Origin of the sequence: Pedobacter sp. HMWF019 (assembly GCF_003061025.1) — a bacterium.
Classification (GTDB): domain Bacteria; phylum Bacteroidota; class Bacteroidia; order Sphingobacteriales; family Sphingobacteriaceae; genus Pedobacter.
The window spans coordinates 1-15,351 of the sequence record NZ_QAIL01000192.1; the positions used below are offsets into that span (position 1 = coordinate 1).

At 42.6% G+C, this 15,351-nt stretch carries 10 protein-coding genes; 4 read left to right on the forward strand and 6 right to left on the reverse strand.

Annotated elements, in window-relative coordinates:
- From DBR11_RS11975 to DBR11_RS11985, 3 genes are all read right to left on the reverse strand, one after another.
- A partial coding sequence (locus DBR11_RS11975) for a zinc-dependent metalloprotease (RefSeq protein WP_108552912.1) occupies nucleotides 1–2,428 on the reverse strand: 2,428 nt, incomplete at its 3' end.
- A gap of 5 nt (nucleotides 2,429–2,433) precedes the next feature.
- Nucleotides 2,434–3,885, reverse strand: coding sequence for a RagB/SusD family nutrient uptake outer membrane protein (locus tag DBR11_RS11980; protein WP_108552913.1), 1,452 nt, complete (start codon nucleotides 3,883–3,885; stop codon nucleotides 2,434–2,436).
- 18 nt (nucleotides 3,886–3,903) lie between these two features.
- On the reverse strand, nucleotides 3,904–7,077 hold the full coding sequence (locus DBR11_RS11985) for a SusC/RagA family TonB-linked outer membrane protein (RefSeq protein ID WP_108552914.1): 3,174 nt from the start codon (nucleotides 7,075–7,077) through the stop codon (nucleotides 3,904–3,906).
- A gap of 403 nt (nucleotides 7,078–7,480) precedes the next feature.
- Between DBR11_RS11985 and DBR11_RS11990 the strand changes: the two genes are divergently transcribed.
- Nucleotides 7,481–8,407 carry a family 2A encapsulin nanocompartment shell protein gene (locus DBR11_RS11990; protein WP_108552915.1) on the forward strand — a complete coding sequence of 309 codons (927 nt, stop codon included), beginning with the start codon at nucleotides 7,481–7,483 and terminating at the stop codon, nucleotides 8,405–8,407.
- Nucleotides 8,408–8,410: 3 nt separating this feature from the next.
- On the forward strand, nucleotides 8,411–10,150 hold the full coding sequence (locus tag DBR11_RS11995) for a family 2A encapsulin nanocompartment cargo protein cysteine desulfurase (protein ID WP_108552916.1): 1,740 nt from the start codon (nucleotides 8,411–8,413) through the stop codon (nucleotides 10,148–10,150).
- Between the two features lie 62 nt (nucleotides 10,151–10,212).
- Here DBR11_RS11995 and DBR11_RS12000 read toward each other — a convergent pair whose 3' ends face one another.
- Entirely contained in the window at nucleotides 10,213–10,752 is a 540-nt protein-coding gene (locus tag DBR11_RS12000; protein ID WP_108552917.1) for a DinB family protein, read from the reverse strand.
- 39 nt (nucleotides 10,753–10,791) lie between these two features.
- Complete coding sequence (locus DBR11_RS12005; RefSeq protein ID WP_108552918.1) at nucleotides 10,792–12,285, reverse strand: carboxylesterase/lipase family protein; 1,494 nt, start codon at nucleotides 12,283–12,285, stop codon at nucleotides 10,792–10,794.
- 64 nt (nucleotides 12,286–12,349) lie between these two features.
- Between DBR11_RS12005 and DBR11_RS12010 the strand changes: the two genes are divergently transcribed.
- Together DBR11_RS12010 and DBR11_RS12015 are read left to right on the forward strand one after the other, a co-directional pair.
- The gene (locus tag DBR11_RS12010) at nucleotides 12,350–13,198 is read left to right on the forward strand and encodes an AraC family transcriptional regulator (protein ID WP_108552919.1); all 849 of its coding nucleotides are present in this window, start codon (nucleotides 12,350–12,352) and stop codon (nucleotides 13,196–13,198) included.
- A 76-nt stretch (nucleotides 13,199–13,274) separates the two neighbouring features.
- Nucleotides 13,275–14,603, forward strand: coding sequence for an amidohydrolase (locus DBR11_RS12015; RefSeq protein ID WP_108552920.1), 1,329 nt, complete (start codon nucleotides 13,275–13,277; stop codon nucleotides 14,601–14,603).
- Here the strand turns inward: DBR11_RS12015 and DBR11_RS12020 are convergent.
- Nucleotides 14,600–15,184, reverse strand: coding sequence for a hypothetical protein (locus tag DBR11_RS12020; RefSeq protein ID WP_108552921.1), 585 nt, complete (start codon nucleotides 15,182–15,184; stop codon nucleotides 14,600–14,602). The genes DBR11_RS12015 and DBR11_RS12020 overlap by 4 nt on opposite strands.
- Between the last annotated feature and the right edge of the window lie 167 nt (nucleotides 15,185–15,351).

Genomic DNA, 15,351 nt, shown 5'->3' on the forward strand with positions numbered 1-15,351 from the left:
GTCCGTCCATACCTATTGGTGCACCTGGCGGCATTTCTGCCGAAGGTGGGATTTCAAATTTGTTTGGGTTCTGAGCGAAACTCTTCAGCTGGGATAAGGCATATCGCCTGTTTGCTTTTTGCTGTTCATTTCCTTGCTGCAGGTTGGCTTCCAGCCATTGCTGCAATTCATCAATTTTGAGCAGGGCTTGTCCTTGTACATGCGAGGGTACTTCCTGCCCGGCAGCAAGTGCAAGTAAATACTTAAGAGTCAAATTATTGACCAGGACCTGCAATTGTCCATCCATACCACTTTGTACAGGAACCTTCCAGGTTTTCTCGATTAAACGATCTGCTACAGCCAGAAAGCCTGGCTGTTTCTCCTCTCTTGCGGCATATTCAGTTAGCCTGGCTGCCCTTTTTGGATCCAGTATATAAGCGATGGTAGTACTTGCAAGTGTTTCTGCGGCTACAAGGGGATCAAATGTTGGGCCTGTCTTTCTGCCAAAGATTTCCCTGCTGGAAGGATAGCCTGAGGGTCTTGGTGGAATTTTTTCTATGAGCTTTTCCGGGATACGCAGGTTTGCCGGCTGTATTGTTGTCAGCAAACCTTCCAGTGCTGCCCATTGCTGATCAGCCGGAATCAATCCGGTAGGTATTTGCCCGTCATTCTTTAATGCATGCGTAAAATACAGCCCCCCTATTAATTTGGATACGGCCTCGATCTGGTAGCGGTGCAATAAATAAACCGGTACCAAGACCTCCTCCAGGGTGGCCATGGGTGCATCTTTTGCAATTGCTTTTTCAGAAAAATCAGACAGTACCTTTTCTCTGATCTGCATGATTCGTTTCAACTCGACCAGGGGATCCGTACCATTGTCCCATTGATGGGATAATGGATGGACATCTCCACCAACATCAGGAATTTGGATAAACCCTTCAGCAAGGGTTTTCTTCATAATCCGGTCCAGCTCCTGGTCTTCATTTGCTTCGGGCTTGAATTCACTGTACCCCCAGATGATGGCCCTTTTATCCCACTCGCCTATTCCCTTTGCATAAGCCTGACTAAGGTCTATCTTTCCGTTTTTATCCAGGCTGAAATAGGGCGCTGGATAATCCATTACCGAAGCTCTTTCTTTGGTGCTTGCTGTAAAGTTATGATACAAGCCCAGTGTATGACCGATTTCATGGGCTGATAACTGCCGGATTCTGGCCAGCGTAAGTTCTTCCAATGCCTTTGGAACCGGTTTTCCGTCTGTATATGGCTGCAACAGCCCTTCAGCAATTAAATAGTCCTGGCGGTGCCTGTCGGAGCCTAGGGTAACTACTCCTTTAATGATCTCTCCTGTTCTGGGGTCAATGTAGGATGAGCCATACGAATAGCCTCTCGGGTCGCCATTTCTGTTTACCCAGTTGATCATATTATACCGGATATCCATGGGATCTGCTCCCTCTGGCAGTTCCTTTACCTGAAAAGCATTAATAAAGCCTGCAGCTGTAAAAGCTTCATTCCACCAGTTGCCACCTTCAATCAGTGCTTTTTTTATGGCTGCCGGTGCTCCTCTATCTACATAGTAAATAATGGGCCGGATAGCTTCACTCGCGGCAGCACCAGGGTGTTTCTTAATTAAACGCTGTCTCCTCGAAAAACGGGAGATTAAAGGCTGGTCCATATCTGCGCTAAAGTCATAATAACTATACAGGTTAAATCCTGATCTCGGGTCAAACTTCCGTGGCTTATACTCCATATCCGGCAATGCAGAAAAGGACTGGTGCATGGTTACGGTTATAGCAGTCGGATCTGGTGCAATGTTGCTTCCACTGCTAAACAAACCGGAGGGTGCAATGCCTCCGGTAAAAGTGATGACCGATTCGAATTCCGTATTTTGAGGAAAATTTTTAGTATTGGCCAGCACAAGGGCACTTCTTGATTCGTCGAATTTATAGCTGCCCCCTCCCGCACTCTTTCCTAATCCCTGGCCGAGCTGTTGACTGTCTTGTATCAAAAAGGGCGTAAGATCAATCAATACCTTTTCGTCTTGGATGGCCAGGGGTTTGAATCCCCAAATCACGGATTTGGCAAAAGCATTCTCAACTGACTTTTTCTGGTCTGCATTTTCAGTAATGGCCCTGTAGCGGTAATTGGGTACCACCAATAGCAATTTCCCTCCTGCAAGTACAAATTTCACCACATCGGCTTTTGCCTTTCCAAGTTCGGCGCCACCCGATCCGACTCCTGCGGGTAAAGAGGTAAAATAAAGAAATTCCTGATCCAGCCGGTTTACTTCCAGTAAGATCTTATCGTTTTTTGCATCATAATAAAAAGGGAAAAAACCATCGTAGCGTTTCAATCCTTTAACTTTGGCTTGCAGATCATTATCCTGCCCCTGAACAGGCTTAACTACAGCTATTGCGATCAGAAAAAATAAATATCGGACTACAGCTTTCATTTTAATTAATATAATTTGTTTGTAGCCAGCTCTGTATTAGCTGCTGGAAAAATATAATTATCAGCAGTTACTCCCACTTCCGGGGCTTGCAAATTGCTATCTCCTTTGGTAGGAATTGGCAAAAGATTTCGTTGTAAATCATTAGACCTGAAACCCTCTCCCAGTAATTCAATACGCCGCTCTTTCCAAATCGCATTGATTAAACCCGAGGCTGAAGAAAATGTGGCTTCAGGAAAAATGAAACTGGCATCGGAACGACCGTGAACGGCTTGAAGCAACGCTTTTGAGAGCTCAAGATTACCCACCTTAGCAGAAGCCTCTGCATAGTTTAACAATACTTCAGCATAGCGGATAACAGGAATATAATCCAGAAACGGAGAAGGTTTAGCGTACTTTTTAAAATACTGTTTTCCTGATACGGTTCTGGTCAGTTGTCTTCGCTGATCGGAAGCACCCCATTGTGCGTCGCCTAAAATACCATTTGGATTCAGATAGTACTCCAGATTGGTATTGTAGATATAGGCTATTGCAGATTGACCGGTGTAAGAATCCAACGTGGTCATCGGCATGCTAAGTATAGACTCTGCCGTAGTATAATCGCTGTCAAAAATGGTGAAGATATTGGCTTGCAAAATATGCTTTACACCGTTTAAAGTGCTAAAGGGTGCTGTGGTTTGAGGAACAATTTTCTTTGCTTCATCTACCACTTTACTGAACTGATTCATACTTAAATACACCCTTGTTTTTAATGCAATGGCTGTGCTTTTATGTGCCCGGGTTGTATTCAGTAGTGCAGATTCATAATTATCTGGCAAATTCACTTCGGCTTCATCCAGGTCTTTTAAAATTTGCGCATAAATTACCGCTACACTACTTCTGGCTAAATCGTTGTTCGCTGTTCCAGTTTCTGCAAGCAAACGTAAAGGCAAACCTTTTGATGCACCATTGTTCTCATTATAAGGCCTTGCAAAGGCGGTAACTAAACTATAGTAAGATAAAGCCCTTAATAATTTCGCTTCTGCAATGTACTGATTGGATTTAGCTGCAGTAACCACATTTGGATGTTTTGCCAGTCCGTCAATCAGGATATTGGCCAGATTGATGGTGGTGTATCCTGCCGACCATAGATTATTGATGTCATTGGAACCCGAACTGTAGGAATTGCTCCAGCTTTCGTAGGCGGTGTAGGAATTGGCCGTAAGGTTAATGAAGTCTTCGCCACGTACATCTTCATATAAAAGGTAACGGCCGCCGTATAAGCTTGCAGCCTTTAATCCTTTATAAATTCCATTTACCAGGCCCTCAATCCGCTGGGGTGTATCAAATACGTTTGCACTGGAAATCGTCGTTTCCGGAATGGTATCCAGTCCTTCCTTTTTACTGCAGGAAGATAATCCGGCTAAAGCGACAAGAAGGAGGAGCAGTGGTTTGTTTATTTTAGTGATATAGGTTGTCATAAGAATCGTATAATGGATTTAAAAAGAAACATTTAGACCAAGACTTATGGTACGCCCCTGCCCGATTGAATTTTTTTCAATCCCGATAGAGCTGTTTGAATTGCCATTAGAGGAGGATTCAGGATCTGTACCAGAATAAGAAGTGATCAGGAAAGCGTTGGAAACTTGTACATAGAACCTCACCGACGACAAATCAATCTTATTGACCAGCGTTGATGGAAGACGATACCCTAAAACGACTTGCTGTAATCTTAGAAAATCAGCTTTCTCGGCATTATCCGAGATAGAAAACCCACTTGAACCATTCGAAATCACATCGTTGTACACCAGTCTTGGGATATTGGTTACCTGGCCTGGCGTAGTCCATCGGTTAAGTGCCTCGGTTGAATTGTTGTAGAAACGCTGGTCCAGCAATGTTCCTCTCGTACCATTCATGATTTTGTTTCCACCTGAATAGGTAAAATTAAGAGAGAGGTCGAAGGCTTTAAACTGGAAACTGTTGTTAAACCCACCATACCATTTAGGCAAAGCATTACCCAAAATCTGGTAATCTGCAACAGTAATGGCCGGAGCTGTTCTGCCGTCCAGATAGGTCCAGTTGCTGGTACCTGATGGCACAGCAGCGCTGTACTGTACCTTCTCCCCATTTTTATTGATAAAGATCCGGCGTCCGTTTTCCGGATTAACCCCAGCCGTTTGTGCGCCATACAGACTGCTCACAGAATAACCAACTCTTGTAATGTTATTGGCTTCGGTCGTGGTATGTGTGTAACCAATAATATCGGCATTACCAGCCGAAAGTTCGGTTACTTTGTTGTTGACATGGGTATAGGTAAGCGAGGCTTTCCAGGAGAAATCTTTCTTCTCCATCAGGGTGCTGTTTACAGCAACCTCTACACCGCGGTTATACATAGAGCCTACATTCATTAAAATCGTGTTGCCTGGAATACCTTTAGAAGGCGACTGCGGTGTGCTTAAGATTAGCCCGTTTACATTATTGTTAAAGTAATCGACTTCAACCTGTATCTTACTTTTTAATAGTCCAAAATTAAGACCTATGTTGGTTTGCTCACTGGTTTCCCAGCCCAGATCTGGATTACCGGCTTGTGAGATTGCCCAGGTAGAGGCACTGCCGTACAGGGAGGATCCGTATAGACTAAGAGAACCATAATCATTAGGCAGGTTTCCATTGCCCACCCGCCCCCAGCTTGCCTTCAGTTTAAGGTTGTCAAATACATTGGCCAGAGAGGAGCTTTTATAAAAAGGCTCTTCAGATACGGACCAGCCTGCAGATACCCCACCAAAATTACCGTACTTATTATTCTCTCCTAAAGCAGAGTTGCCGTCCCGTCTAAAGTTCCCGGTAATGAAGTATTTGCTGTCATAGTCATAAGACAAACGGAAAAAGGAAGAGCGGAATAATTTCTCTGAAAGGTCGTTCCCTGTAGATTTGATGGTTCCCCAGTTGCCCTGATAGTTCTCAAAGAAAGGATCTGAGGAGTTGCTTTGGCTGGCACCCCATGAAGAGAAATTAAATTTCTGAAGATCGTAACCCGCCAAAGCAGATAAATGATGCCCCTCTCCAAATCTTTGATCATAGGACAAGCTGTTGGTAAAATTCCAGTTGTTCCTCGTGCCTTCAATATTTATTGCAGAGCCACCTGTAGAGTAAGCGGAGGAACCCAACAACGGACTCAGGTAGGTAATGTCATCTGTTCGCATCCGGTCTAAAGCATAATTGGTATTGAACTTTAGATTTTTCAGCAAGCGGATACTGGAATGGATGTTTCCAATAAAGTGATCATTTGTAGAGGTATAATTACTGTAATTAAACAAAGCATCTGGATTATAGAGCGTATTGGTAAACAGATTTTTCCCAGGGCCAAGGGTTCCTGTGCTGCTCAGATTGTAAGATCCATCTGCATTAAACGGGGCAACATTTGGAGGAAGTACGAAGCCAAGTCTCGCTCCTCCGATCAGCAATAAGGTACTGCTGGGTAAGGAACCCGAATTTTGAGCATTATTAACCGTGTTGTTATAAGAAACGTTACCTCCAATACTCAGCCAGTTGGTCACATCGTGATCTATGTTAAAACGAACACCTTTTCGTTCAAAGTTATTCTTTACAAAAAAGCCTTCCTGATTGGAATAGTTGGAGGAGAAAAAATACTTTGTTGAGCTGTTTCCTCCTGACACGCTCAGGTTATGGTTGTGTGAAACAGCTGTTTGATAAATGCGATCGTACCATCGGGTATCTACTAAGGAGCCATCCGTGTTATAAGAAGGGAAAAACAAAGCGGAGGCTACATTGCTGTTATTTGCATTTCCGGTTAGGATTTTACTGTTTAGAACCGCTTCATTTTTCAGGTCCATGTATTGCTGGCTGTTCAACAACTCCGGTAAACGAACGGCTTTAGTGACCCCTACCCATCCATCATAGGACACTTTGGCTTTGCCATCTTTACCTCTTTTGGTGGTAATGATCAACACTCCTCCTGCAGCCCTGGAACCATAAATAGATACTGAAGCCGCATCTTTCAGCACATCAATGGATTCAATATCGGCAGGATTTATATCACCCAGAGGGTTATTAGGCACCGAAACATTGGAGGATATATTACCCGTATTAATTGGAATCCCATCTACAACCACCAGAGGATAGGAACTCAAGGAAATGGAATTAATACCCCGGATGCGGATAACAGGTGGATTATTCAGTACCCCGTTTGGTAAGGAAATGCTCACTCCCGCAGCTTTACCAGCCAGGGCCTGGTCAAAACTTTGAACAGAGGCATCCTTAAAGGTCTCACTCGAAATATGGGATGCTGCACCTGTGAATTCTTTTTTTGACTGGGTACCATAACCGACCACTACGACCTCATTTAATGCGGTATTGCTGGATTGAAGTCGGATATCAAGCTTAGCGCTGCCGACATTTTGTTGCAGACTCAGATAACCCACCGAATGAAACGTCAAAAATTTTTCATTTGCATTTATGGTGATTTCAAAATAGCCTTCACTGTTTGTTGTTGCGGTTTTATCAGATTGATGAACCTTAACAAGGACACCTGGAAGAGGTTCATTATTAGCGGCATCTCTTACAACGCCCGTTATTTTTCTTTGCCCCTGTGCAAAGAGCAGTGAGCTGCTTGCGAACAGAAAAAAGAAGATTAAAGTATAGGTTGGTTTCATTTATTTTATTGTTTTATAAAATCAGCGCATAGCAGTTCTACCCTCCCCAAATTTTCAGGGAGATATTGACCGTCATAAAATGTTTAAACAGACTTATACAGCAGAGAGACAAAAGCTGTATCAGCAGAGAATTTTGTGTTTAAAAACACATTCGATGTAAAGAACATCGGGTATAAACAATCGGTGTTTCTTTTATTACAGGCGATAAGGATACAACTTGGTCATAGTCGAATACCGCCAAAATGCGGATAAATGGTTTCTTTTTCATAATTGTTGGGTTGGTTTCGACAAATATATATAATATCTACTGATTTAGTAGTATTTATTTATATTTGTTATTAACCTGACAATCCAATAACATTTTCAGGGGGCTTAATCTCACAAACAATTTAAAACAACAAAAATGGCAGGACAAGTAAAAAGCACACAGCAAACCGCATTAAATGACGTTGCAGCAAGGCCTTTGGCAATCGCAACACGTACAGTACCTCAAGCACCCTGGATCACCCCAAGATGGCTCCCACATTTATTAAACTGGACACCTGTTGAATCTGGTATTTATAGAGTAAACCGGGTAAAGGAGGGGGAGTCGGTTGAAGTTGATTGCTCCAACAGAGATGAAAGGGTTTTACCAAATACTTTTGTGGATTATGTTGAAAAACCACGTGAATATTTATTAAGTGCCGTAAATACGGTATTAGACGTACATACGCGGGTATCAGATCTGTACAGCAAGCCTTACAACCAGATCAGTGAACAACTCCGGTTAACCATAGAGGCCATTAAAGAGCGCCAGGAAAGTGAACTGATCAATAATACTGAATATGGATTACTGCACAGCATTGCTCCATCGCAGCGCATTAAGACCCGCACAGGTGCCCCAACACCTGATGATCTGGACGAATTGATTACCAAAGTATGGAAAGAGCCTGGTTTTTTTCTGCTTCACCCTTTAACCATTGCTGCTTTTGGACGTGAATGTACCCGCCGCGGTGTTCCACCTCCCACTGTCTCTCTGTTTGGCTCCCAATTTATTACCTGGAGGGGTATTCCATTGATTCCTTCTGATAAACTGCCTATTGAAAATAACAAAAGTAAAATTCTATTGATCCGGACCGGAGAAAGCCGGCAAGGTGTTGTTGGACTTTATCAGCCCGACCTTCCGGGAGAACAATCACCGGGTTTGTCTGTCCGCTTTATGGGTATCAATGAGAGAGCAATTGCCTCTTACCTGGTTTCTCTTTATTGTTCTCTTGCTGTGCTGGCCGATGATGCTATTGCCGTTTTGGAAAATGTTGAAATTAACAAGTATCATGAATATAAATATTAAGCCATGAGCAACGCAATTACTGGTCCGCAAGGACTTCCTAATGTGCAGGAACTGGAAAAACTAGCCAATGCATATTTTTCAGCATGGCCGGGGTCTGAAATACCATCCCATCAACCTGAAACCAGTTCTTCCAATCAGGATAGAGCTATCCAACAGGGAAATGCGGTGGATCTTTCGGATCCTCAAACCAGCCTTCCGGATGCAAATGAGCTTGGATTAGGACATATTCCCTCTTCAACAGCCGGAAACGGAGGCCCCTCTCCTTCTTCGGGGTATGCAAGCTCTCCAAATCACAAGCCCGGAAGTACATTACATTCCCTGCCTCTAGAAGCCGATCAATCCTTTGAAAAGGATCTGCAACGGGCACTTGCTGGTATAAATATTTATAATCCATCGCCTCAGCTTCCCTTTACGCCTTCATCAGTACTTAATGAGGCTTCTTATTATTTTTCTTCTGGTATTCAATTTGCCAGTCCGGGGCAATCCTCCACTGGTAATGGTTCTTCATTTCCTGCGTTAAATGTAAATATCATACGCAATGACTTTACTATTTTGTTTGAGCAGGTAAATGGAAAATCACTCATCTGGCTTGACAATGCAGCAACAACTCAAAAGCCAAGACAAGTAATTGAGCGGTTAAGTTATTTTTATCAGCATGAGAATTCCAATATTCACCGTGCCGCACACGAACTTGCCGCCCGTTCTACCGATGCTTATGAGTCTGCCAGGCAAAAAGTACAGCATTTTATAAATGCCCGGTCGGTGAATGAAATTGTCTTTGTACGAGGCACTACAGAAGCCATTAACCTGGTGGCCAGCAGCTGGGGGGAGCAGTATCTCCAGCAGGATGACGAAATCATCCTGAGCCATCTGGAACATCATGCCAATATCGTTCCATGGCAATTGCTGGCCAAAAAGAAAGGCTTGGTCATCAAAGTAATTCCTGTAGATGATGATGGACAGATTATTCTGGACGAATATGCAAAATTGCTTGGCCCAAAAACAAAACTGGTGTCGTTTACCTTAGTATCTAATGCATTAGGCACCATTACGCCTGCAAAACAGATTGTAGACATGGCTCATGCTGCAGGTGCAAAGGTCCTTGCCGATGGTGCTCAATCTGTATCGCATATTCGTACGGATGTGCAGGCATTACAGGCTGACTGGTTTGTTTTTTCCGGACACAAGATATTTGGTCCTACGGGTATTGGGGTACTTTACGGAAGGGAAGAATTATTAAACAGCAGCCAACCGTATCAGGGGGGTGGAAATATGATTCAGGATGTTACTTTTGAACACACCCAGTTCCACAATGCACCTTCCCGCTTCGAAGCCGGAACAGGAAATATTGCAGATGCAGTTGGTTTGGGCGCAGCTATAGACTATGTACAGAAGATAGGCATTGATCTGATCTATCAATATGAACATTACCTCCTGGACTATGCCACTAAAAAATTGCAGCAAATTCCAGGACTCAGATTAATCGGTACAGCTGCTAATAAAACCAGTGTATTGTCTTTTGTTTTAGATGGCTTTACCACGGTTGAAGTCGGTGAAGCCTTAAGCAATGAGGGCATTGCGGTAAGATCTGGTCATCATTGTGCACAGCCAATTCTGAGAAGGTTTGGTTTGGAGGCTACAGTCAGACCTTCTCTCGCCTTCTATAATACCTGTGCAGAGATTGATACGCTGGTTAATGTGATCGGGAGTTTAAATTCTGGTCGCAGGAGCTCCTTCTATTAGAAAGAACTACCGCGATTAACAAAAGGGGCATGCCGGTTCCTTTTGTTAATCGTTTAGCTTCACTATTCAGCAATGGGCAAATATCCTTTCAAATTCAGTTCCGTCTGTCTGAGATGATGTGTAGCATGATAAGTCATCAGATAAAACATTTCCCTTATGGTCAGATTGCCGAGTAACGGGTGGGGCAAAACGAGATGGTCTAATTCTTCATCAGTATATTGATCGAGGAGCTGTTCTATTGTCTGTAAAAGCGCAGTCAATTGAGCAGACAATTCCGCTTTATAATCCGGATCAAATTTTTCGGGTACAAATCTTTCTGGTGCTTTACCTCCTTTGGCAAGCGCCATTTTATAATTCTCAATTACAGCATCATAGCTCAATGACGGCCGGTCTATTTTTCCAAATTTCTGTAAGATAAAATCCTTTGAAGCCAGGGCTTGTGCAATAGGTTTTAAACATAAATAGACATGGTTGAGTTGTTGGCCCGGAGTCCACTTTTCGTTGCGACTATAAGAGCATTGGTCCTCTGTCAATGCAGTTACATAGTCAGTGAACTCCTGATGATTTTGGTGGAATTTTGTAATAAGTTCTTGCTTTGTCATTTTTATCAGCTTTTGAGATGAGTTAATATATAAATTTAATCATTTGCCTGATATAAAACCTGCCGATGGATAATTTACATCATTAAATCTGGGTTCCCCTGTCCTCATTTCCGATTTGGTATCTATGATCATGATGGCCCTGGAATCCTTTTCATATGGCATCCAGTTTGCCGAACCGATCTGGCCAGGAGATCTTCCTTTGATGAATTCTGACCAGGCCTTATGTACGTCCTTTGCAAGTTCGAACTCAACTGCTGTTGCGCTTTTCTTTCCGGCAACAGACCATACATAGGGCATTTCTCCTCCGTGTGTAGCACCTTTTCTATTAGGGCTGTAATCAAAACGATAGACCCAAAGCGGATAGTCCAGGCTGGCTGCTGCATTTGCCAGTCTATAGGAATGCAATGTGTACATATATTGTGTAAGAATCTCTTTTGCAGCAGAATCGGCCCGATATTTCTTCCGTTCCTTTTGATAACTTTTCAGTATATAACGAAAATTCAGACCGAACCAATCTTTAAGCACTTTTCTATCTGGCCTGTAAAGTCTTTTGTCCATGTTGATAAACAAGGTGCTTTCAAATTTATTGGTACCGATCAAAAATCTTTTGTTCTCTTTCGGCTGATTCATAAAATAGGCATAAGGGTCGGAAGTAAATACAAATCCATCTTCTACCGGACCAAAATAATTGGTTCCCTTCGCACCACCACAAACTGCATCCTGGGCCGCCAGTAACTGATCGGTGCTCAGGTTCAGAAGCTCGGCGGGTTTATGGAGCCCCAGTTGCTTCAAAACTCTGGTCCTGATGGCTTTCGCAGTTGTCTTGTCCCGGATACATTGTACACTGCCACTCTGCGCAATTATTTGCTGAAATAGACCTTTTGCCAAAGGCGTAACATTGAGCGCACTGACCAGCTTTGCACCTGCCGACTGTCCCATAATAGTTACCCTTTGTGCATCACCTCCAAAGGATTCAATATTTTCTTTTATCCATTTCAATGCCATGATGCAATCCAGGATTGCATTGTTGCCAGAGCTTTGAAAGGAACTTTCTACATCTCCTAAATAGAGAAAACCCATTACGCCAAGCCTGTAATTTATAGTCACGGTAACAATGCTGTCCTGATCAGAAAAAGAATGTCCGTTTTCTCCTGATCCCGATCCCCCTGTCATCCCTCCACCATGTATCCAGACCACAACAGGAAGTTTTAAACCCGATTTCAGGGGCTGATAAACATTCAGGCTCAAACAATCTTCACTTCCGTTAACAGCCTTTTTCTGCGAATTGTATTGGGCGGAAATTGAACCGAATTTTGTGCAGTCCAGTGTATCTGCCCAGCTTTGATGAGCCTTGGGCGCCCTAAATCTAAGTTGACCAACCGGGGGCTTTGCATAAGGAATTCCTTTAAAGACTGCACAGTTTCCTTCCTTAAGACCCTTTATCGCTCCCTTTGAGAAACGGACCAGGGTATCTTCCTGAGCATACATAAACAAAGGAAAAAGCATCAGCAGTATAAGGATTGTTCTCTTCATATAAATCAGACTAAAAGACACCCCAATATAACACTTCAGGGAAAATTTTGTAATTTTCTTTTTTATGGAAGAAAAAGAGAATTTCCCTGTTCTTGGTATAACCGAATTTCGGGATGAACTACATTCAGACAGCAATTTTCAGTACCATGAACTTCATGGAAAAAAGCAAATCGAAAGGCCTCATAAACATGACTTTTTTGTTTTTCTTCTGTTTGAAAGGGGAAGTGGAATTCATACGATTGATTTTACCGATCACCAGGTTGCGGAACATCAATTACACTTGTTATTTCCCGATCAGGTACACCATTGGGTTTTGGGAGAACAAACAAGAGCTTATCAGATCATGGTGAGCAGGGCTGTTTTCGAAACTTTCGCCAATGCTTTACGTTTTTCCTTTGTTCTTTACCAGCACCATCCGGTGATGAGTTTAAAACCGGAAACATTCAAATGGCTGTTTTACGAGTTTAAAGCTATAGAATATGAACTCTCCCTGGCACCCACGATGTGGGAGATCATTAGATCACGAATAGAAATTATTGCACAAATGGTGAGCCGGGAGGCAGAAAATGTGGTGGAAGATGTAAAAGTTTATCAAGCCAAACCCATCCTGTTCAAATACCTTTCTTTAATTGATGTTTATTTTAAAGAGCAAAAGCTAGTTGCCTTTTATGCAGAAAAACTGAACATTACGCCCAACTACCTCAACATACTCTGTAAAAAACATTTTCAAAGCTCAGCGACTTCAGTGATCCAGAACAGGGTTATCCTGGAAGCCAAAAGATTGTTGCTCACTTCCAGGCATTCCATTAAAGAGATCGCGTATCACCTTGGCTTTCTTGACCTGGCCTATTTTTCAAAATTCTTTAAGCTTCAATCTGGAAAAACTCCGCGCGAATTCAGAGAGCAGTTATAAATTATACAAGTAGTGGAATGAATTTTACTATTTTAAAACCCATGTAGCAGATAACTTTGTATAAAACGTATAAGTTATGGCACCACAATCAATTTCGCGCAAAGACTTTATTAAAAACTCTTCAATTCTGCTTGCCGCAGGCGGCAGTTTACTGAGCTCGGTCCCTTCTATTGCCACTGAACAAACCAAGCCTGCCATTACAGGCAAAGCAGTTAAGCTAAAGAATGTAAGGCTGGAAACTGGTTTTGAATATAAAGATGATGAGGTTAGCCATACCAATACAGATCTGTTCCTCGTTGAAATTGATCAGGGAAAAATTAAAGCCATTTTGCCAAACGATCCTACAGCAGATGCTGTTGATGCAAAAGGATTATTGATGCTGCCGGCATTCAGAGATATGCACATCCACCTGGATAAAACTTATTATGGTCTTCCCTGGAGAGCAAATTCCAGCAAACGCAGGACAGTGAAAGACATGATTGCTTATGAACAGCAGGTGATTCCTGATTTGCTTAAAACTTCTATACCCCGCACAGAAAAGCTGATCGAACTTTTACAATCTAAGGGGACCAATTATGCCAGATCGCACGTTAACATAGAACCCACTTCCGGCCTTGACTCTTTAAGACATCTTGAACAGGCTCTTGCCAATAAAAAGGATTCCTTCCAGGCTGAACTGGTTGCCTTTCCTCAACATGGAATCTATTACACTAAAACAGAGCCCCTGATGAAAGAAGCGGCAAAAATGAATGTTGATTTTATTGGTGGCCTGGATCCTTACAGTATTGATGGCAGTATAGAAAAACACATGGATTTTATTGTACAACTGGCTTTGGATAACCATAAGGGAATAGATATCCACTTGCATGAATCCGGTGAATCGGGAATGAAAACAATTGAATACCTGATCAATAAAGTGATAGAAAATCCTGTTTTAAAGGGAAAAACATTTATTAGCCATAGCTTTGCTCTGGCGCATCTTGATCAGAAAAGAGCAGAAGAAATTGCAGAAAAGCTTGGAAATGCTCAAGTAGGTATTACCTCTACTATTCCTTTCGCAGGCACCATTATGCCTATTCCTACGCTGTATAAATATGGCGTAGATGTAATGGCGGGTAATGATTGTATCGTTGACCATTGGAGTACGTTTGGTTCGGGAAGCATTTTGCAAAAGGTTAACCTTTCAGCCCAGCTTTATGGATACCGTAATGAATTTGCGCTTTCCCGCAGTTTGAGACTGGCTACACATCATATTCTTCCTTTGGATGACAAAGGCAATCAGCAATGGCCGAAAGCCGGAGATACAGCAGACTTTGTATTGGTGGAAGCTAGTTGTTCTGCTGAAGCTGTATCAAGAGTCTCTCCAGTGAAATCTTTGATACACCGTGGAAATATAGTGTATTAAGCAGATCGGTACTGAACAACAGCCATTACAGGACCTTCAACAATTTCTACTTTATGATTTGTTAGCAAAGGGATTTGTGTGTAGCCCCCTGTTTCCAGGTAAAAACTGTTGCCGTCAACAGTGCATTTACATTTTCCCTGCAGGATCAAAAAGCTTTCATAAACATCGTGGTGGGTTTCGTCTTCAATATCAACAGAAGAAACGACCAGTACTTGCATCAGCCCGGGCTGTTCTCCTATTGGCTCGCAGAAATTTTCGGCCTGAAGGGCTTCAGGAAATTGATCAGCAACAAAGCGCAGCCATTTTTGAATATCCGAATTTTCGTCAATGGGTGTCAAACTCAATGGAGTACTACCGGTCTCCAGTATTCTGCGTTCAATTTTTTCCCGCAATCCGAATGAGGGCTCAACAGCATGTACTTGTGCATACAATTCAAGGGCCACTTCTATTGCCTTTATTTCATGATTAAGTTCGGGGTATTTCAAAATCATAGCCTGAACCTCTGCCCTTTCCGAATCATGGAGCAGGTTCAAAACATAGAGTTCCAAAATACCATTTTCTATATAGGCTTGCAGGTTCAAAGTTTACGGGGTCTTTTTCGCATGTTTGCAGAGCGCAAAGATAAGATCTTTTATCAATGGATCTGGAAATATTCGTTGTCTGGACAAAAAAAGACCTATCTTGTTAACAAAAATGAACAATACCATTAGATATGATTAGATTATTTTCGATAAAGACTATCCTCATT